The 20,160-nt window shown below is 63.5% G+C and carries 20 protein-coding genes; 14 read left to right on the top strand and 6 right to left on the bottom strand.

What is annotated here, in order from left to right; genetic code table 11:
* Positions 1-90 precede the first annotated feature (90 nt).
* The 3 genes from ASR47_RS06935 to rsmA all read left to right on the top strand — a co-directional run bounded on the left by ASR47_RS06935 (position 91) and on the right by rsmA (position 3,410).
* On the top strand, positions 91-1,479 hold the full coding sequence (locus ASR47_RS06935; RefSeq protein ID WP_245714280.1) for a peptidylprolyl isomerase: 1,389 nt from the start codon (positions 91-93) through the stop codon (positions 1,477-1,479).
* A complete protein-coding gene (gene pdxA, locus ASR47_RS06930; RefSeq protein ID WP_065307028.1) occupies positions 1,479-2,525 on the top strand; it encodes a 4-hydroxythreonine-4-phosphate dehydrogenase PdxA in 1,047 nt (348 codons plus the stop codon). The genes ASR47_RS06935 and pdxA overlap by 1 nt, the downstream gene beginning before the upstream one ends.
* 105 nt (positions 2,526-2,630) lie before the next feature.
* Complete coding sequence (rsmA, locus tag ASR47_RS06925; RefSeq protein WP_065307027.1) at positions 2,631-3,410, top strand: 16S rRNA (adenine(1518)-N(6)/adenine(1519)-N(6))-dimethyltransferase RsmA; 780 nt, start codon at positions 2,631-2,633, stop codon at positions 3,408-3,410.
* A gap of 13 nt (positions 3,411-3,423) precedes the next feature.
* Here the strand turns inward: rsmA and ASR47_RS06920 are convergent, their stop codons facing one another.
* Entirely contained in the window at positions 3,424-4,827 is a 1,404-nt protein-coding gene (locus tag ASR47_RS06920) for a short-chain fatty acyl-CoA regulator family protein (RefSeq protein ID WP_065307026.1), read from the bottom strand.
* A gap of 145 nt (positions 4,828-4,972) precedes the next feature.
* Here ASR47_RS06920 and ASR47_RS06915 point away from each other — a divergent pair, with 145 nt between their 5' ends.
* Genes ASR47_RS06915 through mmsB form a run of 5 tightly spaced genes read left to right on the top strand, consistent with a single transcriptional unit; the run spans position 4,973 to position 10,501 of the window.
* Positions 4,973-6,481: a CoA-acylating methylmalonate-semialdehyde dehydrogenase gene (locus tag ASR47_RS06915; protein WP_065307025.1), complete on the top strand. Its 1,509-nt coding sequence runs from the start codon at positions 4,973-4,975 to the stop codon at positions 6,479-6,481.
* Positions 6,482-6,491: 10 nt separating this feature from the next.
* Positions 6,492-7,652 carry an acyl-CoA dehydrogenase family protein gene (locus tag ASR47_RS06910; protein ID WP_065307024.1) on the top strand — a complete coding sequence of 387 codons (1,161 nt, stop codon included), beginning with the start codon at positions 6,492-6,494 and terminating at the stop codon, positions 7,650-7,652.
* 5 nt (positions 7,653-7,657) lie between these two features.
* The gene (locus tag ASR47_RS06905) at positions 7,658-8,446 is read left to right on the top strand and encodes an enoyl-CoA hydratase (RefSeq protein ID WP_065307136.1); all 789 of its coding nucleotides are present in this window, start codon (positions 7,658-7,660) and stop codon (positions 8,444-8,446) included.
* On the top strand, positions 8,439-9,569 hold the full coding sequence (locus tag ASR47_RS06900; RefSeq protein WP_082988782.1) for an enoyl-CoA hydratase/isomerase family protein: 1,131 nt from the start codon (positions 8,439-8,441) through the stop codon (positions 9,567-9,569). The genes ASR47_RS06905 and ASR47_RS06900 overlap by 8 nt, the downstream gene beginning before the upstream one ends.
* A gap of 26 nt (positions 9,570-9,595) precedes the next feature.
* A complete protein-coding gene (gene mmsB / locus ASR47_RS06895) occupies positions 9,596-10,501 on the top strand; it encodes a 3-hydroxyisobutyrate dehydrogenase (RefSeq protein ID WP_065307023.1) in 906 nt (301 codons plus the stop codon).
* Positions 10,502-10,654: 153 nt separating this feature from the next.
* On the opposite strand, the gene ASR47_RS06890 is transcribed toward mmsB, so the two are convergent.
* Positions 10,655-11,272, bottom strand: a complete 618-nt coding sequence (locus tag ASR47_RS06890) for a hypothetical protein (RefSeq protein ID WP_065307022.1) — start codon at positions 11,270-11,272, stop codon at positions 10,655-10,657.
* Between the two features lie 36 nt (positions 11,273-11,308).
* Positions 11,309-11,911, bottom strand: coding sequence for a hypothetical protein (locus ASR47_RS06885; protein ID WP_065307021.1), 603 nt, complete (start codon positions 11,909-11,911; stop codon positions 11,309-11,311).
* Positions 11,912-12,143: 232 nt separating this feature from the next.
* On the opposite strand from ASR47_RS06885, the gene ASR47_RS06880 reads away from it, so the two are divergent.
* Positions 12,144-12,869 (top strand): HAD family hydrolase, encoded by a 726-nt coding sequence (locus ASR47_RS06880; RefSeq protein WP_065307133.1) that lies wholly within the window; start codon positions 12,144-12,146, stop codon positions 12,867-12,869.
* A 94-nt stretch (positions 12,870-12,963) separates the two neighbouring features.
* Entirely contained in the window at positions 12,964-13,980 is a 1,017-nt protein-coding gene (gene hrcA / locus ASR47_RS06875) for a heat-inducible transcriptional repressor HrcA (protein WP_065307020.1), read from the top strand.
* A gap of 19 nt (positions 13,981-13,999) precedes the next feature.
* Here hrcA and fur read toward each other — a convergent pair whose 3' ends face one another.
* Positions 14,000-14,431 carry a ferric iron uptake transcriptional regulator gene (gene fur / locus ASR47_RS06870; protein WP_065307019.1) on the bottom strand — a complete coding sequence of 144 codons (432 nt, stop codon included), beginning with the start codon at positions 14,429-14,431 and terminating at the stop codon, positions 14,000-14,002.
* Positions 14,432-14,596: 165 nt separating this feature from the next.
* Here fur and ASR47_RS06865 point away from each other — a divergent pair, with 165 nt between their 5' ends.
* From ASR47_RS06865 to ASR47_RS06855, 3 genes are read left to right on the top strand one after another with little or no spacing between them, the layout of a single operon-like run.
* Positions 14,597-15,253, top strand: a complete 657-nt coding sequence (locus ASR47_RS06865; protein WP_065307018.1) for an outer membrane protein assembly factor BamE domain-containing protein — start codon at positions 14,597-14,599, stop codon at positions 15,251-15,253.
* A 17-nt stretch (positions 15,254-15,270) separates the two neighbouring features.
* Positions 15,271-16,080 (top strand): 4-hydroxy-tetrahydrodipicolinate reductase, encoded by an 810-nt coding sequence (gene dapB, locus ASR47_RS06860; protein ID WP_065307017.1) that lies wholly within the window; start codon positions 15,271-15,273, stop codon positions 16,078-16,080.
* A gap of 8 nt (positions 16,081-16,088) precedes the next feature.
* Positions 16,089-16,415, top strand: coding sequence for a barstar family protein (locus ASR47_RS06855; RefSeq protein ID WP_065307016.1), 327 nt, complete (start codon positions 16,089-16,091; stop codon positions 16,413-16,415).
* 128 nt (positions 16,416-16,543) lie between these two features.
* Here ASR47_RS06855 and ASR47_RS06850 read toward each other — a convergent pair whose 3' ends face one another.
* Complete coding sequence (locus ASR47_RS06850) at positions 16,544-17,791, bottom strand: CaiB/BaiF CoA transferase family protein (protein WP_065307015.1); 1,248 nt, start codon at positions 17,789-17,791, stop codon at positions 16,544-16,546.
* Positions 17,791-18,972 carry an acyl-CoA dehydrogenase gene (locus tag ASR47_RS06845; RefSeq protein WP_065307014.1) on the bottom strand — a complete coding sequence of 394 codons (1,182 nt, stop codon included), beginning with the start codon at positions 18,970-18,972 and terminating at the stop codon, positions 17,791-17,793. Before ASR47_RS06845 ends, ASR47_RS06850 begins: the two co-directional genes overlap by 1 nt.
* Before the next feature lie 157 nt (positions 18,973-19,129).
* On the opposite strand from ASR47_RS06845, the gene ASR47_RS06840 reads away from it, so the two are divergent.
* On the top strand, positions 19,130-20,032 hold the full coding sequence (locus ASR47_RS06840) for a LysR substrate-binding domain-containing protein (RefSeq protein WP_065307013.1): 903 nt from the start codon (positions 19,130-19,132) through the stop codon (positions 20,030-20,032).
* Positions 20,033-20,160 lie beyond the last annotated feature (128 nt).

Genomic DNA, 20,160 nt, shown 5'->3' with positions numbered 1-20,160 from the left:
GCCGCCGCCGGTGTTCCCGGCGCTGGCGCAAACCGGTTATTTTATTCACTTGAACTCATGAGCGCTCTACACATTATGCGTAATGCCAGTATGCACCAACTCAAAATTGCCGCGGTCTTGTTGTGCGCCATCTCCGGCGCCACGACCAGTAGTGTCTGGGCGCAACAGGCCGCTCCTGCCGCCAAGCCTGCCGCCGCCAAGCCCGCCCCGGCCAAGGGATTTACCCCGCCGGCGTCGAGCAGCGGCCAGACCATCGATGCCATCGCCGTTGTCGTCAATGACGATGTGATTACCCGCAATGAAGTGGCGGCCCGCATCAAGAGTGTGGAGCAGCGCATGAAGGCGCAGAACGTGCCCCTGCCCGACCCTGCCGACCTGCGCCGTCAATTGCTCGAACGCATGATCGTCGAGCGCGCACAGATGCAGCTGGCCAAGGAAATGGGCGTGCGCGTCGATGACCAGACGCTGGACCGCGCGATTGGCCGCATCGCCGAGCAGCAGAAAATGACCATCCAGGACCTGCGCAACCAGATGGAAAAGGAAGGCACGCCGTTTGCCACCTTCCGCGAGGAAATCCGTGACGAGATCATCATGCAGCGCCTGCGCGAACATGAGGTCGACGCCAAGATCCAGATTTCGGACTCCGAAGTGGACAACTTCCTGGCCGCCGAAAAAGCCGCCGCCAGCGAACAGGCCGAACTGAACCTGTCGCAGATCCTGGTGCGCATCCCGGAAAACTCCACCCCGGAACAGATCGCCGCGCGCCGCGCGCGCGCCGAAGAAGTGAGCCGCCAGCTGCGCACGGGCGCCGACTTTGCCAAGATGGCCGGCACCTATTCCGACGCCAGCGATGCGCTGAGCGGCGGCGAGATCGGCTGGCGCAATAGCGACCGCCTGCCGCCGCTGTTCACCGAACAATTGCTCAAACTGAAACCCGGCCAGATCACGCCCATTATCAAGAGCAATACCGGTTTCCATATCCTGAAACTGGTGGACCGCCGCAGCGCCGCCGAAGCGCAGGCCGTGGCCGCCGTGCAGCAAACCCATGCGCGCCATATCCTGCTGAAAGTCACGCCGACCATGTCGGCCGCCGACGCCAAGCGCAAGCTGCTGGAACTGAAGGAGCGCCTCGACAACAAGGCCGCCAAGTTCGAAGACCTGGCCCGCTTGTTTTCCAACGATGGTTCGGCTGCCAAGGGCGGCGACCTGGGCTGGCTGTATCCCGGCGACACGGTGCCGGAATTCGAAACGGCCATGAATGCGCTGAAACCGGGCGAAGTGAGCCAGCCGATCGAGTCGAGCTTCGGTTTCCATCTGATCGAAGTGCTGGAACGCAAGAGCGACGACGTCTCGAAAGAGAAGCAGCGCAATGCCGCCCGCAACGCCCTGCGCGAGCGCAAGCTGGAAGAAGCGACGGAAAACTGGGCGCGCGAAGTGCGCGACCGCGCCTACGTCGAATTCCGTCCTGACGACCAGTAATGGCGACAGTCACAGCAGCGCGCCCGGTGATCGCCATCACCTGTGGCGAACCGGCCGGCGTGGGCCCGGAAATTTCGATCCGCGCCGCCTGGGCCATGCGCCATGAAGCGAACTGCGTGCTGCTCGGCGACGCGGCCTACCTGGCGCTGACGGCCAGCCTGATCGATCCCGAAATCCGCCTGGCGGCGCTGTCGCTGCAGGCCGTGCGCAACAGCGGTTTGCCGCAGTTCGGCGCCGGCCGCCTGGCCGTGATCGACATTCCCAACGTCAACAATGTGATAGCTGGCGTGCTCGACAAGGACAACGGCCGCTCGGTGCTGGCCACTCTCGACGCCGCCATCGAGGGCATACAAGCCGGCTGGTTCGGCGCCATGGTCACCGCGCCCTTGCAAAAGAGCACCATCAACGACGCCGGCATCGCGTTTTCCGGCCATACCGAATACCTGGCCGACAAGACCGGCACCGGACAGGTGGTGATGATGCTGGCCGGCGACCCCGGCCACGGCCAGCCGCTGCTGCGCGTGGCCCTGGCCACTACCCATCTGCCGCTGAAAGACGTGCCGGCCGCCATCACCATGGACGGCCTGGCCACCACCCTGGACATCATCCACGCCGACCTGAAACAGAAATTCGGCATCGCCGCGCCGCGCATCCTGGTCACCGGCCTGAACCCGCATGCGGGCGAGGGGGGGTATCTGGGGCGCGAGGAAATCGACGTGATCGCGCCGGCGATTGCCGCCGCACAAGCGCGCGGCATCGATGCGCGCGGCCCGTATCCGGCCGACACCCTGTTCCAGCAAAAATACCTGAAGGACGCCGACTGCGTGCTGGCCATGTACCACGACCAGGGCTTGCCGGTGCTGAAATACGCCACCTTTGGCCGCGGCATCAATGTCACCCTCGGCTTGCCGCTGATCCGCACCTCGGTCGACCATGGCACGGCGCTCGACGTGGCCGCGCAAGGCCTGGGCCTGGCCGACTGCGGCAGCATGCAGCAGGCCTTGCGCACGGCGCGCGAGATGCTGCTGGCCAGCAAACAGACCTGACATGGAGCGTAGGTCGGGTTAGCCGGCACGGCGTAACCCGACACAGCCTGCTCAACCAATCCCGCCGGCCTGTGCCGGCTTTACCGCATTGATAGAAAACATATTATGAAACACGTTGCCCGCAAACGCTTTGGCCAGAACTTCCTGCATGACCGCTTCGTCCTCGACGACATCACGGCCGCCATTGCGCCGCAGCCGGACGACGCCATGGTCGAGATCGGCCCCGGCCTGGGCGCGATGACGGAGCAGCTGCTGCGCCACCTCAAGCAGATGCATGTGGTGGAACTGGACCGCGACCTGATCGTGCGCCTGGAAAAAACCTTTAATCCGGCCAAGCTGACGATCCACTCGGGCGACGCGCTGAAATTCGATTTTGCGCAGATTCCCGTGCCTGCAGGACAAAAGCTGCGCATCGTCGGCAACCTGCCGTACAACATTTCCAGTCCGCTGCTGTTCCACCTGGCGGACTTTGCACCGCTGGTGCTGGACCAGCATTTCATGCTGCAAAAGGAAGTGGTCGAACGCATGGTGGCCGAACCGGGCAGCAAGGCCTATGGCCGCCTGTCGGTGATGCTGCAATGGCGCTATAAAATGTCGCTGCTGTTTATCGTGCCGCCGACCGCCTTCGATCCGCCGCCGAAAGTCGAGTCCGCCATCGTGCGCATGATCCCTGTCGAACAGCGTTTGCCCTGCGACCAGGAAACCCTGGAAGCGGTGGTGATGAAGGCGTTCTCGCAGCGCCGCAAGGTGATCCGCAACTGCCTGGCCGGCATGTTTACGGAAGAGCAAATCATCGCCGCCGGCATCGACCCGACCAAGCGCCCGGAAACCGTGGGCCTGGAGCAATATGTGGCGCTGGCCAATTTGCTCAAAGCGCCGGCCTGATCAGAACGGGCAGCTAAGGGGTTGCCTGGTTGGGCGGCACGGGCCGCGCTGCCAGCAAGGACGGAAACGCCCGCTGCGGACACGCCTGGCGCTCGCACACCTTGCAGCCGGTGCCGATCGGCGTGGCTCCTTGCGGGTCGTGCAGGTCCAGCCCTTTTGAATAGATCAGCCGGTGCGCCTGCGAGATATCGCAGCCCAGCGCCACGGCAAAGGTCTTGCCGGGCGCCCGGTAGCCCGGCGCGCCGGTGCTGACCTGGCGCGCGATCCACAGATAGGTGCAGCCGTCGGGCATGCTGGCCACTTGCGTGAGGATCTGGCCCGGATGGCTGAAGGCATCATAGACGATCCACAGCGGACAGGTGCCGCCGACCCGCGAAAAGTGAAAATCGGTGGCCGACTGGCGCTTCGAGACATTGCCGGCACGGTCGACGCGCACAAAGAAGAACGGCAGCCCCGCCGCCTCCGGGCGCTGCAAGGTGCTGAGGCGATGGCAGACGGCCTCGAAACCGACGCCGAACTGCTGCGCCAGGCGCTCGATATCGTAGGCGCGGCTCTCCGCCGCCTGCAAAAAGCGCTGGTAGGGCATCAGCAGGGCACCGGCAAAATAATTCGATAATGCCAGCCGTGCGCTGCTCTGCGCGCCGGCGCCGGAAAACTGCGCCGCCAGCACCAGCGCGTCGATCAGGGCGCTGTGTTCGAGCAGGCTGATTTGCGCCGCCATCTGGAACGCGCGCTGGCCGCCGGTCAGGGTATCGGGCAGCCAGAGGATTTTCTGCTGGGCGTCGTAGCGGTGCTTGCGCACCATGCCGGCGTCGCCATCGGACAGCTGCACCCGGATGCCGTGCCGTTCCAGCAAGCGCGCCTGCAGCGCGTCGCGCGTGCGCAATTGCCCATCGAGTTCACCGGCCACCAGTTCGGCGGCACGGTCCAGTTCGTCGATATAGTTCTGGCGCCGGTTCAGGTACTCGCGCACTTCTTCATCGGTCGACGGCGCCAGCGCCTGCGTGCTGTCGCCACGGCTGCCGTCGTCCAGGCGCGCGGCCAGGGTGTCGGCCCGTTCGGCCATCACGCGGTAGCGCCGCTGCAACAGCAGAATCGAGCGCGCCAGGTCCGGCATGTTCTCCACCAGCATTTTCAGTTCCGCCATCGAGGTCGGCGGCGCGTCAGGCAGTTCGCCGAACACATCGCGGACATCAGCCACCAGGCTGGCGCTGTCGTGCTCGGAGAATATCTGCGGATCGACATTCAGCACGCTGCCGATGCGCAGCAGGATCGGCACCGTCAGCGGACGCTGGTTGCGCTCCATCTGGTTCAGATAGCTCGGCGAGATGCCCAGCGCCTTGGCCAGCGCCGCCTGCGTCATGCGCCGTTCCTCGCGCAGGCGCTGCAGTCGCACGCCCATGAATACCTTGGCCACGTTGTTCTCCTGTGGAGTCTGCGAATTTGCAATCTTCGCAGATTAACAGAACTGGCTTGGCAGATGCTCGCATTTTCACGCCTTGTACGGCGCCGCCGTTGTGCGAATAATGCACACACCCTATTTATAAAACCCAGGAGACCGCGTGACCAATCAAACTGCCATTCCAACCGTCCCCCTGCTGATCAACGGCGAGTGGGTCGAGTCGACCACCACCGTCTGGCGCGACGTCGTCAACCCGGCCACCCAGGAAGTGCTGGCACGCGTCCCGTTCGCCACGCCCGACGAAGTCAACGCGGCCATCGCCTCGGCCCAGCGCGCCTTCAAAACCTGGCGCAAGACGCCGATCGGCGCGCGCGCCCGTATCTTCTTGAAACTGCAGCAGCTGATCCGCGAGAACATGGCCGACCTGGCCGCGACCTTGACGATGGAACAGGGCAAGACCCTGCTCGACGCGGAGGGCGATGTGTTTCGCGGCCTGGAAGTGGTGGAACACGCGGCCAATATCGGCACCCTGCAGATGGGGGAGTATGCGCAAAACGTGGCCGGCGGCGTGGACACCTACAGCGTGATGCAGCCGCTGGGCGTATGCGCCGGCATCACCCCCTTCAACTTCCCCGCCATGATTCCGCTGTGGATGTTCCCGATGGCGATTGCCTGCGGCAATACCTTTGTGCTGAAACCATCCGAACAGGACCCGCTGGTGACGGAAAAACTGGTGCGCCTGGCGCTGCAGGCCGGCATCCCGGCGGGGGTATTGAACGTGATCCATGGCGGCGAAGACGTCGTCAACGCGCTATGCGACCATCCGCATATCAAGGCGATTTCGTTTGTCGGTTCCAGCAAGGTCGGCACCCATGTGTACCAGCGCGCCAGCCTCAATGGCAAGCGCGCGCAGTGCATGATGGGCGCCAAGAACCACGCGGTGGTGCTGCCGGACGCCAACAAGGAACAGACCCTGAACCAGCTGCTGGGCGCGGGCTTCGGCGCGGCCGGCCAGCGCTGCATGGCGGCCTCCGTCGCGGTGCTGGTAGGCGAGGCGCGCGACTGGCTGCCGGAGCTCTCCGCCAAGGCGCAGACCCTGACGGTGGGCGCCGGCAAGGACAATCCCGATCTGGGTCCCGTGATCTCGTGCGCGGCAAAAGAGCGCGTCTTCGGCCTGATCGCCAAGGGTGTCGAACAGGGCGCCACATTGACCCTCGACGGGCGCGACGTGCAGGTCGATGGCTATCCGAACGGTAACTTCGTCGGCCCGACGATTTTGTCGGGCGTCAAGCCCGGCATGATCGTGTATGACCAGGAAATCTTTGGCCCGGTGCTGATCGTGGTCGAGGTCGATACCCTGGACGAAGCGATCGCACTGGTCAACGCCAATCCGAACGGCAATGGCACGGCCTTGTTTACGCAAAGTGGCGCGGCCGCGCGTTACTTCCAGGAAGAAATCGACGTGGGACAGGTCGGCATCAATGTGCCGATTCCCGTGCCGGTGCCGCTGTTCAGCTTTACCGGTTCGCGCGGCTCCAAGCTGGGCGACCTGGGCCCGTTCGGCAAGCAAGTGGTGCTGTTCTATACGCAGACGCAGACGATTACCCAGCGCTGGTTCACGGATTCGGCCTCGGTGGGCAAGGTCAACACCACCATCAGCCTCAAGTAAGGAGCGCTCCATGGACTTTGAACTGAGCGACGAGCAGCGCGAGTTCCAGGATGCCGCGCGCGCGTTTGCCGCCGGCGAACTGGCGCCGCATGCGGCGCACTGGGATGCGGAAGCGATTTTTCCGGTCGAGACCATCGCCAGGGCCGGCGAAATGGGCTTTTGCGGCCTGTATACGCCACAGCGCTGGGGCGGCCTGGGCCTGTCGCGCCAGGATGCGGCCATCGTCTTCGAGGAACTGGCCGGCGGCTGCACCTCGACCACGGCCTATATCACCATCCACAATATGGCCACCTGGATGCTGTCGCGCTGGGGCCAGGAGGCCTTGTGCGACGAGTGGGTGCCTGCCCTGGCGGCCGGCCAGAAACTGGCCAGCTATTGCCTGACGGAGCCGCAGTCGGGCTCGGACGCGGCGTCCCTGCGCACCAAAGCCGTCAGCGATGGCGACCATTACGTACTGAACGGCACGAAAGCGTTTATCTCCGGCGCCGGCCAGACGCAGATGCTGATCGTCATGGCGAGGACGGGCGGCGAGGGCGCGGGCGGCATTTCCGCGTTTGCCGTGCCGGCCGATTTGCCCGGCATCGTGTATGGCAAGAAGGAAGAAAAAATGGGCTGGAACAGCCAGCCCACCCGCATCATCAGTTTTGACAACGTGCGCGTGCCGGCCGCCAATCTGCTCGGTAGCGAAGGCGAAGGTTTTGCCATCGCCATGAAGGGCATCGATGGCGGGCGCATCAATATCGCAGTGTGCTCGGTCGGTACGGCGCAGGCTGCCTTGAGCCGCGCGCAAGTGTATCTGCAGGAGCGCAAGCAGTTCGGCCGCGAACTGGCGCAGTTCCAGGCCTTGCAGTTCAAGCTGGCCGACATGCTGACCGAACTGGTGGCGGCGCGCCAGATGGTGCGCCTGGCCGCCTGGAAACTCGACCAGCAAAGTCCCGACGCGAGCGCGTATTGCGCCATGGCCAAGCGCTTTGCCACCGACGTCGGTTTCAATGTCTGCAACGAAGCGCTGCAATTGCACGGCGGCTACGGCTATATCCGCGAGTATCCGCTCGAGCGCCATGTGCGCGACACGCGGGTACACCAGATCCTGGAAGGGACCAATGAAATCATGCGCCTGATTATCGCGCGAGCGATCTTGAAGGATGGCGCCACGGAGACCTTACGATGACGAATATGACAAACAAGATTTATAGCAATTTAGTCGTGGAACGCCACGACCATACGGTGCAAGTCACCCTCGACAATCCACCGGCCCATACCTGGACCCTGGCCAGCCTGGCTGCGCTCAAGGAACTGGTGGCCGACCTGAACGCGGACAACGACGTGTACGCACTGGTGATCACCGGCGGCGGCGCCAAGTTCTTTTCAGCCGGTGCCGATTTGAAACTGTTTGCCGACGGCGACAAGGGCATGGCCTTCAAGATGGCGGCCGCGTTTGGCGAGGCCTTCGAGGCGCTGTCCGCGTTTCGCGGCGTCAGCATCGCCGCCATCAATGGCTACGCCATGGGCGGCGGGCTCGAATGCGCGCTGGCCTGCGATATCCGCATTGCCGAAGAACATGCGCAAATGGCCTTGCCGGAAGCGTCGGTGGGCTTGCTGCCGTGCGCGGGCGGCACCCAGCTCCTGCCATGGCTGGTCGGTGAAGGCTGGGCCAAGCGCATGATTTTATGTGGCGAGCGCATCGATGCGGCCAGGGCCTTGTCCATCGGCCTGGTCGAGGAAGTCGTGCCTGCTGGCCAGGCGCTGGCCACTGCGCTGGCGCTCGCTGGCAAGGTGGCGCGCCAGAGCCCTGGCAGCGTGGCCGCCTGCAAGAGCCTGGTGCAGGGCGCGCGTGGCAAACCGCTGGTGCAATCGCTGCCCGACGAACGCACCTTGTTCCTGGGCCTGTTCGACACGCACGACCAGAAAGAGGGCGTGCAGGCCTTCCTGGAAAAACGCACGGCGGAGTGGCGCAATGCATGACTCCACCTTGCTTGAAACCGTCAAGATCGAAGAGCGCGATTGCCCCGGCGGCATGAAGCTGGGCGTCATCACCCTGGACGCGCCAAAATCCCTGCATGCCCTGACCCTGGAGATGATACGCGCCATCGACGGTGCGCTGCTGGCCTGGGCCGATGATGGGCAGATTGCCTGCGTGGTGCTGCAGTCGTCGACCGACAAGGCATTCTGTGCCGGCGGCGACGTGCGCAGCCTGCGCACGGCCGTGTTTGATGCGCCTGGGGTGGTGCCGAACCCGCAGGCGCTGGCCTTTTTTGCCGATGAATACCGGCTCGACCATCGCATCCATACCTATGTCAAACCGCTGCTGGTGTGGGGCGGCGGCATCGTCATGGGCGGCGGCCTGGGGCTGATGGCCGGCGCCAGCCACAAGGTGGTCACGGAAAGCACGCGCATCGCCATGCCCGAAATCACCATCGGCCTGTTCCCGGACGTGGGCGGCAGCTGGTTCCTGGGCCGCATGCCGGGTCGTACCGGCCTGTTCCTGGGGCTGACGGGTGCGGCGATGAATGCGGCCGACGCGCTGTTTGTCGGCCTGGGCGACTATTTCCTGCAGCAGGAGGCGCGCGCCATGGTGCTCGACGCGCTGGCGCTGGCGCAATGGCAAGCTGATCCCCAAGCGAACCACCAGCAGCTGGACCGCCTGCTGCGCGGCCTGTCCTCGCCATCGTCGCTGTTGCCCGAGTCGCCGGTGCGCGCCAATTACGACGCGATCGCCACGTTGACGCAGGCGCCGACCTTGTCCGAAGTGGTGGCGGCGATCGCCGCCTACGACGGCGAATCGGCCTGGCTGCAAAAGGCGGCTCACTCGCTGGCCAGGGGCGCGCCGAGCTCGGCCGCGCTGGTGTGGGCCATGCGCGCGCGCACCCGTCACCTGAGCCTGGCGCAAGTATTTCAGCTGGAACTGATCGTGGCGGTGCAGTGCTGCGCCCATCCCGACTTTGCCGAAGGCGTGCGCGCCTTGCTGATCGACAAGGACAATGCGCCGCAATGGCGCCCGAGCAGCTTGAGCGAACTGGACGACACTTACCTGAACGAATATTTCCAGGCGCCGTGGGCACAACATCCGCTGGCCGACCTGGCATAAGACAAGAATAAACAAGAGGAGACACCATGCAACATATCGCATTTATTGGCCTGGGCAACATGGGGGCGCCGATGGCGCGCAACCTGGTTGCGGCCGGCTTTCATGTATCGGTATTCGACCTGGCGCCGGAAGCGGTCGCCGCGCTGGTCGAGGCGGGCGCCACGGCGGCGCAGTCCGCCAGCGCCGCCGTGCAGGCGGCCGACGCCGTCATCACCATGCTGCCGGCCAACAAGCATGTGCAGGAGCTGTACCTGGGCCAAGGCGGCGTGCTCGATTCGGCCAAGGCGGGCGCCTTGCTGATCGACTGCAGCACCATTGCCGCCGAGGTGGCGCGCCAGGTGGCGCAGGCGGCCACAGAGCGCGGCTTTGCCATGCTCGACGCACCCGTCTCCGGCGGCACGGCTGGGGCGCAAGCCGGCACGCTGACCTTTATCGTCGGTGGCGAAGCTGAGGCCTTGCTGCGCGCGCGCCCGCTGCTGGAAAAAATGGGCAAGAATATTTTCCATGCCGGTGCGGCCGGTGCGGGCCAGGTGGCGAAGATCTGCAACAACATGCTGCTGGGCATTTTGATGGCCGGCACGGCCGAAGCCTTGAACCTGGGCGTGGCGCACGGGCTCGATCCGGCCGTGCTGTCCGACATCATGGCCAAGAGTTCGGGCCGCAACTGGACCCTGGAAGTGTATAACCCGTGGCCGGGCGTGATGGACACCGCGCCCGCATCGCGCAATTACAGCGGCGGCTTCGGCACGGCCCTGATGCTGAAAGACCTGGGCCTGGCGCAGCAGGCCAGCCTGTCGGTCAACGCGGCCACGCCTTTGGGCGGCCTGGTGCGCCAGTTGTACCAGCTGCATGCGCAGGCCGGCCATGCCGGCCAGGATTTTTCCAGCATCGTGCAGCTGTTCAATGGCGAGCCGGACAAGCCTGCCGCTTGATGATTTTTGGACAAAAAAAAGCCCGCTGGTAAAAGCGGGCTAAATCCAATTCTTGGAAGAGTTGGAGGAGACAGATGCAGTATGCTGCATCGCCACATATAACTCCAATTTATCTTTCAAATACCAATTATTCGATTTGGTGATAGCTTGCTGCTAGCTGGCTGTGCCATTCGTGACGCAGACAATCCTGACGGTCTCGACCTTGGCTTCGCCCATGATGCCGACACCGGTCGACAGGCCGGTCGCCGGGTTGGTCGCTACCGTGCAAGTCTGTCCGGCCGGATTGGTAATCACGCTGATGCCGTAGGAATTCCCATCGGCGACCGGATTGGGCATGACAAAGGTGGCCGTGGCCTTGGCCACCGTCAGCGGCGTGGCGGTGCTGCCATTGCCCAGCACCAGGCCGTCGACGGTCTGGCCGGTGATGGTGCCGCCTACCGTATAGGTGTTTTGCTGGCAGCTGACAAAGGCCTGGATGCTGACAAAACGGCCGGCCGAGCCGGTGCCGCCCGAGACGCTGCAATTCATGTGCGCCGGCGGTGTTTTCACCGTGATGTTGTAGTCGGTGCCGTAATCGACGCGCTTGGGAAAGGTGAACGCGGTCGCGCCGACGGCGGGCGAGACGGTATCACCGCCGTTGGCCAGTACCAGGCCAGCATTGTTCAGGCCGGAAATGGTGCCGGACACATCGTACGAGGCCTTGCCGCCGCAGGCCGCCAGGCCGACGGTCAGCAGCAGCGCGGCCAGAGGGCGCAGGCAGGATGACTTCATGTAGTTCTCCAAAAGAGTGTTCACGGATCGCACGGTTTAATTGCGTGCGCAGGCAAGTGCCAGCGAATTGACGGGGCCGGAGCCCATGGTGCCGACGATATCGTGGCCGTCGGGGCTGATCGAGCCCTGGAATCGGCAGGTCAGGCCAGCTGGATTGCTGGAAACGGAAATGTTATAGGTGGAACCGTCGGCGACCGCCGGGAAGGTAAAGCTGGTCGCGCCTTGCAGCGGGCTGATGCTGCCGCTGGCGCCGTTGATCAGGGTCAGGCCACCAGCGCTCAAGCCGGTAATCGAACCGCCCAGGGCATACGTATCGGTAACGCAGGAAACCACGGTGCTCGACACGGATAAGCTGTTCGCCTTGCCGCTGCCATTGTTGATGGTGCAAGTGGCGCCCTTCGGTTGCTGCTTGATCTTGATATCGTAGCGGTCGTCGGACTTGATCAGGTTGACAAACACAAAGCTGCCGGCGCCAGCGGCCACGGGCAGGTCTTCGCCACCATTTTGCAAGATCAGGCCGGTCTTGGCCAGGCCGACCACCGAGCCACTCAGGAACATATTGCCGCCGCTGCCGCCGCAGGCTGCCAGTGTGGCAGCACAAGCCGCCGCCAGCATCGAGCGCAGGTATACATTTTTCATACATTCTCCAAAACGAATTAGGTAGGGTAGCGCAATACGGACGCTGGCGCCGCATTGGAATGGCGCCTATTTTAGTCTATCTGGCAAGCCGATTGACCTTGCCTTGTATCACCCTGTAACAATTTTTGCCGCGCCAGCCCTGCTGCGCCCTCATATGGCGGTGCCGCTGGCGCCTTGCGGCAGGCGATCAGTGCGACAATACGGCTTGCCTTTCTCCATCCTGATTGCCGCCATGTCCCATACCGCCGCCAACACCGCCGTGCCGCCGAAGGCCATCCTGTTTGATCTCGACGATACCCTGTGGCCGATCGCGCCCGTGATCGCCGCCGCCGAAACCTTGCTGCACGACTGGCTATCCACCCATGCGCCGCGGGTGGCCCGGCAGTTTTCCATCGAGGCGCTGCGCCGGCACCGGCTCGACTTGCTCAATGAACAACCGCACTACCACGGCAACCTGATCGAATTGCGGCGCGCCGGCCTGCTGACGGCGTTCGCCGAGGCTGGCGAGGACCCGGCGCTGGTCGATGAAGCCGTCAGGCAATTCCTGACCGCGCGCAACCGGGTCACGCCGTATGACGGCGTGCTGCCGGGCCTGGCCTGGATGCAACAGCGGCTGCTGGTCGGATCGATTTCCAACGGCAACGCCGACCTTGAAATTATTGGCCTGGCACAGCACTTTAAGGTATCGATCGCCGCCAGCGAGTTTGGCGCGGCCAAGCCCGATACGTCGATTTTCCTGGCCGGCTGCGAGGCGCTGGGGGTGGCCCCGCATGAGGCCGTGTATGTGGGCGACGATCTGTATTTCGATGTGACGGGGGCACAGGATGCGGGCATGCGCGCCGTCTGGATGAACCGGCGCGGCAGCGACGCCCATCTGGCGGCCGGGGTGCGGCCGGACGCCATCTGTGCCAACTTTGATGAATTGCTGCTGTGGCTGCGGGCGCAACTGGAAGATTGATCGCCGTTGCGCAGGCGAACGTGCATAATAGCTGCTGTTGATGCGGATCCTGTGCGCGTCCGGCCGCCGGCACCCTTGTATAACTGAAAACACCATGCAACTCGAACTCCGTGCCCAAACCCTGCTGAAAGCCCTGGTCGAGCGATATATCGCCGACGGCCTGCCGGTCGGTTCGCGCGCCTTGTCGAAAATTTCCGGTCTCGACCTGTCGCCGGCCACCATCCGCAACATCATGGCCGACCTCGAAGAACAGGGTTATGTGTCCAGCCCGCATACCTCGGCCGGCCGCATTCCCACGCCGCGCGGCTACCGCATCTTTGTCGATACCTTGCTGACAGTGAAACATCTAGACGAGCATATGGTCGATGCGCGTTTGCGCCTGCAGACCCAGCAGCCGCAAAAGACCATCGCCAATGCGGCGCAGATGCTGTCTTCGCTGTCGCAGTTTGCCGGCGTGGTATTGAGTCCGCGCCGCGAATCGGTGTTCCAGCAGATCGAATTTCTGCGCCTGTCGGAAAAACGCATCCTGCTGGTGATCGTCGGCCCCGCTGGCGACGTGCAGAACCGTTTATTGCTGACAGAGGCCGACTATACGCCGGCGCAACTGATCCAGTCGGCCAATTACATCAACCAGAATTATGGCGGCCTGTCGTTCGACGCCGTGCGCGTGCGGCTGCAGGGCGAGCTGCGCCAGTTGCGCGACGATATGGGCAGCCTGATGCAGGCGGCGGTCGAGGCCGGCAGTGAAGTGATGAGCGATCACAGCGATGACATGGTCATTTCGGGCGAGCGCAACCTGCTCAGCGTGAGCGATCTGTCCTCGAACATGAGTTCCTTGCGCCAGCTGTTCGACATGTTCGAACAGAAGACGGGGCTGATGCAGTTGCTCGATGTGTCGAGCAAGGCGACCGGCGTGCAGATATTTATCGGCGGCGAATCGAACCTGGTGCCGATGGACGAGATGAGCGTGGTGACGGCGCCGTATGAAGTCAACGGCAAGATCGTGGGCACCCTGGGCGTGATCGGACCGACCCGCATGGCCTACGAGCGGGTCATTCCGATAGTCGATATTACGGCCAAATTGCTGTCAAACGCCTTGAGCCACCATTAAGTAGTGGCAGCTAGTGGCCTTATGCCGGCTTGTGCGGGCAGGCCGGCTTGATGCAGTTGCCGTAGATGGCCAGCGCGTGTTCGGCGATCTTGAAGCCGCGCTCTTCCGCCACTTTCTGCTGGCGTATTTCGATCGACTCGTCGAAGAATTCCTCGACCCGGCCGCAATCGAGACACACCAGGTGATCGTGGTGCGAGCCTTCGTTGAGCTCGAAAATCGCCTTGCCTGTTTCAAAATGGTTGCGATTAAGCAAGCCAGCTTGTTCGAACTGGGTCAATACACGGTAGACAGTTGCCAGGCCGACATCCATATTATCGGCCAACAGAATTTTATAGACGTCTTCCGCCGTCAGGTGGCGTACCGGGCTACTCTGGAAGATATCGAGTATCTTCAGCCGTGGCAGGGTGGCTTTCAGGCCGCTTGCCTTGAGATCACTAGGATTGTTACTCATGTTTGTTGCTCGTATGTGGGTCAGGTGCTTTATCATATAGCGTTTTGTCGGCGAGTGCCAAAATAAGCATTTTTGGGTGGGCCAGTCACTCCTGGCGTTTTGTTCATCAAATTGAGGTCATTTATGCGCGTCACACCGGCTGTATTGCCATCCTTGCGTCACCGTATGTCATTCCGCTTACCAGGCGTGGCAGCCCTGGTCTGCGTTGCGTTGATGGCGACCGGCTGTGCCAGCCGCGGCATCCTCGGTGAAAAACCGGCGGCCTCCCAGAAAGAAGGCAAGGAACTCGTGCCCGAACAGGGGGCCCAGACCACCACCGTGACGCCGCTGCAGAAATTCATGTGGTTTTTCTCGCCGTATCGCCCGGACATTCAGCAAGGCAACTTCGTCTCCGAAGAGATGGTGTCGCAGCTGAAAGAAGGCATGACGCGCGACCAGGTCCGCTTTGTCCTTGGCACACCCTTGCTGACCGATCTCTTCCACGCCGACCGCTGGGACTACCCGTTCCGCCTGGCACGCGGCAATGGCGAAACCACCAGCAGCCGCGTGGTCGTGTATTTTGATAAAGAAGGCAAGGTCGCCCGTTTCGAGGGCGGCAACCTGCCGACCGAGAAAGAATATATCGACCGCATCGCCGGCCCGTCGCCGTTCGCCAAGCTGGCCAAGGCCGGCGCCCCCGCCGCCGGGACGCCGGCCGCCGTGGTCCCCTCGCCGGTCGCGCCGTCGGCCGTGCCGTCCAACCCGGACAATACGCCGGCGATGATCCCGGTCACCAAGCCTGCCGTAACGCCGGCCGAACCGGCGCCCGCCCCCACCAAATAAGTTGCTGTAAACATTCTATGACTGAACTGAAAATTGCAATCGCCGGCGCCAGTGGCCGCATGGGCCATATCCTGATCGAAGCGGTCGGCAACGCCCCTGACGCCGTGCTCGCTGGCGCGCTCGACCGCGCTGGTTCGCCATCGGTCGGCCAGGATGCCGCCGCTTTCCTCGGCAAGCCGGCCGGCGTGGCGATCGAGTCAAGCCTGGCCCAAGGCCTGGCGAACGCCGACTACCTGATCGACTTCACCCGTCCCGAAGGCACCTTGCAGCATCTTGAATATTGCGCCGAGCACGGCATCAAGATGATCATCGGCACCACCGGTTTCGATGACGCCGGCAAGGCGGCGATTGCCGCCGCCGCCGAAAAAACCGCCATCATGTTCGCGCCGAACATGAGTGTGGGCGTCAACGTGACCATGAAGCTGCTGGAGCTGGCCGCGAAAAGCTTGTCCGAAGGCTACGATATCGAGATCATCGAAGCCCATCACCGCCACAAGGTCGACGCGCCGTCCGGCACCGCCCTGCAAATGGGCGAAGTGGTGGCCGGCGCCCTGGGCCGCGACCTGAAGCAATGCGCCGTGTATGGCCGCGAAGGCGTGACGGGCGAACGCGATCCGTCGACCATCGGCTTTGCCACCATCCGCGGCGGCGATATCGTTGGCGACCATACGGTGCTGTTTGCCGGCATCGGCGAGCGCATCGAGATCAGCCACAAGTCCAGCAGCCGCGTCACCTACGCCCACGGCGCCCTGCGCGCCGCGCGTTTCCTGGCCGACAAGCCGACCGGCCTGTACGACATGCAGGACGTGCTGTCGCTGAAGAGCTGAGGATCGATATGGCCACTGCCATCCTGAATGGAAAAGACATCACCGACGAAGCGAGCTTTCACGCGCAATGCGTGCAGGCCTTCGGTTTTCCCGCGTTTTACGGCAACAGCATGGACGCCTGGGTCGATTGCCTCAGCTACCTGCGCGACGAAGACGGCATGAGCAAATTTCGCTTGAAACCGAACGAAGTGCTGGAAATCGTGGTGCAGGATGCCGACGCGCTCAAGGCGCAGGCGCCGGAGCTGCTCGAAGAAGTGACGTTCTGTATCGCTGGCATCAACGAGCGCTATGAGGATTATGGCGAGAAGCCGGCGTTGAAGTTGACTCTGAAATAATTTCAGAGTCAACTGTAGGTCGGATTAGGCCCTGGGGGCCGTAATCCGACAACACCACCGGCGCCAACAATGTTGTCGGATTACGGCGCTTTGTGCCTAATCCGACCTACGTCCGCTGCCATCCATCTTTACACGATCTTGCGTTCGCGCAAGCCAGTGATTTCTGCATCACCCAACCCCAGCCACTGCCCCAGCACTTCGTCCGTGTGCTGCCCCAGCAAGGGTGGCGGCAAGCGGTATTGCACTGGCGAAGCTGACAGCCGTACCGGGTTGGCCACCAGCGCCACCGTGCCCGCCGTCGGGTGCGCCATCTCCACCTTCAGGCCGCGCGCCACTACTTGCGGGTCGGCAAACACCTGGTCGATGCGGTTGACCGGGCCGCAAGGCACGGCCGCCAGTTCGAAGGCCGTGATCCATTCGTCGGTGGTGCGCATGACCGTCGCCTGGCGCAGCAGCGGGATCAACACCGCCCGGTGCGCCACGCGTTGCGGATTGGTGGCGAAACGCTCGTCCTGCGCCCATTCCGGGTGGCCGGCAATCGTGCAAAAGCGCGCGAACTGGCCGTCGTTGCCGATCGCCAAAATCATGTCGCCGTCGGCGGTGGGAAAATCCTGGTAGGGCACGATGTTCGGATGGGCGTTGCCCATGCGCTGGGGCACCTTGCCGCCGCACAGGTAGTTGGCCGCCTGGTTGCCCAGCGCCGCCACCTGCACGTCGAGCAGGGCCAGGTCGATATGCTGGCCCAGGCCCGAACGGGTCCGTTCCGCAAGTGCCGCCTGCACGGCGATGGTGGCGTACAAGCCGGTCATGATGTCGGTTTGCGCTACGCCCACTTTTTGCGGCCCGCCGCCCGGCTCGCCATCGGGCACGCCCGTGATGCTCATCAGGCCGCCCATGCCCTGGATCAGAAAGTCATAGCCGGCGCGCGCCGCATATGGCCCGTCCTGGCCAAAACCCGTGATCGAGCAATACACCAGGCGCGGATTGAGTGCCAGCAGGCTGGCCGCATCGAGCCCATATTGCTTCAGGCCACCGAGCTTGAAATTTTCCAGCAGCACATCGGCCTCCAGCGCCAGCCGGCGCACCAAAGCTTGCCCTTCGGGCGCGGCCAGGTCGATGCACAGCGAACGCTTGTTGCGGTTGGCGCACTGGAAATAGGCAGCCTCTGCCGTATCGCGCCCATCTTCGTCTTTCACATACGGCGGGCCCCAGGAGCGCGTATCGTCGCCGCGCCCCGGCTGCTCGACCTTGACCACGTCGGCGCCCAGGTCGGCCAGCAGCTGCCCGGCCCACGGCCCGGCCAGCACGCGCGACAGGTCCAGCACGCGCAAGCCCGTCAAGGGCGCCGGCCGCAGGGTGGAAGCGAAGGCGGCCATCAGTTGCTGAAGGCGGCGATGCCGGTAATCGCGCGGCCGATGATCAAGGCGTGCACATCGTGCGTGCCTTCATAGGTGTTGACCACTTCCAGGTTGACCAGGTGGCGGATCACGCCGAACTCGTCCGAAATACCATTGCCGCCCATCATGTCGCGCGCCATGCGGGCAATATCGAGCGCCTTACCGCAGCTGTTGCGTTTCATGATGGAGGTGATTTCCACGGCGGCCGAGCCTTCGTCCTTCATGCGGCCCAGGCGCAAGCAGCCCTGCAGGCCCATGGTGATTTCGGTCAGCATGTCGGCCAGTTTCTTTTGCACCAGCTGATTGGCGGCCAATGGGCGGCCGAATTGCTGGCGGTCCATGGTGTACTGGCGGGCTTTCAGGTAGCAGTCCTCGGCCGCGCCCAGCGCGCCCCAGGCGATGCCGTAGCGCGCGCTGTTGAGGCAGGTGAACGGGCCTTTCAGGCCGCGCACGTCCGGAAACGCGTTTTCGTCGGGGCAGAACACTTCGTCCATGACGATTTCGCCGGTGATGCTGGTGCGCAGGCCGACCTTGCCGTGGATCTCGGGCGCCGACAGGCCTTTCCAGCCTTTTTCCAGCACGAAACCACGGATCGCGCCTTCGTCGTCCTTGGCCCATACCACGAACACGTCGGCGATCGGGCTGTTGGTGATCCACATCTTGGCGCCCGACAGGCTGTAGCCGCCCGGCACTTTACGGGCGCGTGTGACCATGCTGCCAGGGTCGGAGCCATGGTTCGGCTCGGTCAGGCCGAAGCAGCCGATGAATTCGCCGGTGGCCAGTTTCGGCAGGTATTTCTGTTTCGTTTCCTCATTGCCGAAGGCGTGGATCGGCACCATCACCAAGGAGGACTGCACACTCATCATCGAGCGGTAGCCCGAATCGATGCGCTCGACTTCACGCGCGGCCAGGCCGTAGCACACATAGTTCAGGCCGGCGCCGCCGTATTCTTCGGGAATGGTCGAGCCCAGCAGGCCCAGTTCGCCCATTTCGCGGAAGATGGCGGCATCGGTGCGGCCATGGCGGAACGATTCGAGCACGCGCGGCGCCAGGCTGCCCTGGCAATAGTCGCGCGCCGCTTCCAGCACGGCGCGTTCGTCGCCCGTCAGTTGTTCGTCCAGCAGCAGGGGGGAATGGAAGTCAAATACGGTTTTGCTCATCACGTGCCTCGCAAGGTGAGCGCCGGTGAGGGCGCAAGATTGAATGGGACTGATGGTAGGTTTTAGTCCAGCCTTGCGCAAACGATTTTTATGCACCCACATATGCATGGGGCGCATATCTTGCGGCATACTGTGTTTTTTACGTCCAGGCCGTTCCATGTCCCGCAAGATACCGATGCTGCAAGCGCTCAATTGTTTCGAGGCGGCCGCCCGCCACCAGAGCTATACCCATGCGGCGCGCGAACTGTCGCTGACGCAAAGCGCCGTGTCGCGCCAGATTGCGTCGCTTGAAAGCTTTCTTGGCGTGCAACTGTTCCAGCGCACGCGCCATGGTGTGCTGCTCACCAGCGCCGGCGCGTCCTACGCGCGCCAGATCGCCAGCCGTCTCGACGGCCTCGAGCGCGATACCCTCGACACCATGGCGCGCCAGGGCGGCGGCGCCTTGCAGCTGGCCTCGGTGCCGACCTTTGCCACGCGCTGGCTGATGCCGCGCCTGGCCGGCCTGGCCGCGCGGCAGCCCGAAATCGTGGTGCATATCGATGCCTACACAAAACCGTTCATGTTTGCCGATACGGAATACGACGGCGCCCTGTATGCGGGCACGCCCGAGCAGCTGGCGCGCTGGCCCGGCACGCGCGCCACCTTGCTGATGCATGAGGAGATTGTGCCCATCGCCAGTCCGCGCCTGCTGCAAGCGCGCGGCAGCTGGCAGCCGCGCGATTTGCTGGAACTGACCTTGCTGCAACCGAGCACGCGCCCCGGCGCCTGGCGCCAGTGGTTTGACGCGATGCAGGTCGACGGCGAGGCCTTCGATGGCGCCCGCTTCGGCGCGCGCTATGAACTGTTTTCCATGCTGGCCATGGCGGCCGTGCAGGGGCAGGGCGTGGTGCTGCTGCCGCGCATGCTGGTCGAAGCGGAGCTGGCGCGCGGCGAATTGCAGATCGCTTGCGAGCGCCCACTGCGCGGCCAGCGCGCGTATTACCTGATCACGCCCGAAGCGGCGCACGAAAAGCTGGCAATGCAGCAATTTCGTGCCTGGCTGCAGGCCGAGGCGGCCTAGGTGTGATGTTTCAATAGGTTGTTGTGGTTCATTCGGATTGGATTTGAGACACTGGAAATCGCCAAACCCCCAGTTCTCAAGGAAACCAACCGAATGAACATCCATAAGAATGCCCGATTAACGCTGAT

It is taken from the genome of Janthinobacterium psychrotolerans, assembly GCF_001677885.1.
GTDB lineage: Bacteria > Pseudomonadota > Gammaproteobacteria > Burkholderiales > Burkholderiaceae_D > Janthinobacterium > Janthinobacterium psychrotolerans.
Note: the sequence above shows the minus strand (reverse complement) of the source record. Positions and strands in the feature narration are given on the sequence as shown.

What these genes read in the sequence shown, in the direction of transcription:
- rsmA (WP_065307027.1), top strand. Translation starts at nt 2,631, where the DNA reads ATGAAACACGTTGCCCGCAAACGCTTTGGCCAGAACTTCCTGCATGAC.
- ASR47_RS06845 (WP_065307014.1), bottom strand. Translation starts at nt 18,972, where the DNA reads ATGAGCAAAACCGTATTTGACTTCCATTCCCCCCTGCTGCTGGACGAA.
- ASR47_RS06885 (WP_065307021.1), bottom strand. Translation starts at nt 11,911, where the DNA reads ATGAAAAATGTATACCTGCGCTCGATGCTGGCGGCGGCTTGTGCTGCC.
- ASR47_RS06905 (WP_065307136.1), top strand. Translation starts at nt 7,658, where the DNA reads ATGACAAACAAGATTTATAGCAATTTAGTCGTGGAACGCCACGACCAT.
- ASR47_RS06890 (WP_065307022.1), bottom strand. Translation starts at nt 11,272, where the DNA reads ATGAAGTCATCCTGCCTGCGCCCTCTGGCCGCGCTGCTGCTGACCGTC.
- ASR47_RS06855 (WP_065307016.1), top strand. Translation starts at nt 16,089, where the DNA reads ATGGCCACTGCCATCCTGAATGGAAAAGACATCACCGACGAAGCGAGC.
- dapB (WP_065307017.1), top strand. Translation starts at nt 15,271, where the DNA reads ATGACTGAACTGAAAATTGCAATCGCCGGCGCCAGTGGCCGCATGGGC.
- ASR47_RS06880 (WP_065307133.1), top strand. Translation starts at nt 12,144, where the DNA reads ATGTCCCATACCGCCGCCAACACCGCCGTGCCGCCGAAGGCCATCCTG.
- mmsB (WP_065307023.1), top strand. Translation starts at nt 9,596, where the DNA reads ATGCAACATATCGCATTTATTGGCCTGGGCAACATGGGGGCGCCGATG.
- ASR47_RS06935 (WP_245714280.1), top strand. Translation starts at nt 91, where the DNA reads ATGCACCAACTCAAAATTGCCGCGGTCTTGTTGTGCGCCATCTCCGGC.
- ASR47_RS06850 (WP_065307015.1), bottom strand. Translation starts at nt 17,791, where the DNA reads ATGGCCGCCTTCGCTTCCACCCTGCGGCCGGCGCCCTTGACGGGCTTG.
- fur (WP_065307019.1), bottom strand. Translation starts at nt 14,431, where the DNA reads ATGAGTAACAATCCTAGTGATCTCAAGGCAAGCGGCCTGAAAGCCACC.
- ASR47_RS06840 (WP_065307013.1), top strand. Translation starts at nt 19,130, where the DNA reads ATGTCCCGCAAGATACCGATGCTGCAAGCGCTCAATTGTTTCGAGGCG.
- ASR47_RS06900 (WP_082988782.1), top strand. Translation starts at nt 8,439, where the DNA reads ATGCATGACTCCACCTTGCTTGAAACCGTCAAGATCGAAGAGCGCGAT.
- ASR47_RS06910 (WP_065307024.1), top strand. Translation starts at nt 6,492, where the DNA reads ATGGACTTTGAACTGAGCGACGAGCAGCGCGAGTTCCAGGATGCCGCG.
- hrcA (WP_065307020.1), top strand. Translation starts at nt 12,964, where the DNA reads ATGCAACTCGAACTCCGTGCCCAAACCCTGCTGAAAGCCCTGGTCGAG.
- pdxA (WP_065307028.1), top strand. Translation starts at nt 1,479, where the DNA reads ATGGCGACAGTCACAGCAGCGCGCCCGGTGATCGCCATCACCTGTGGC.
- ASR47_RS06865 (WP_065307018.1), top strand. Translation starts at nt 14,597, where the DNA reads ATGTCATTCCGCTTACCAGGCGTGGCAGCCCTGGTCTGCGTTGCGTTG.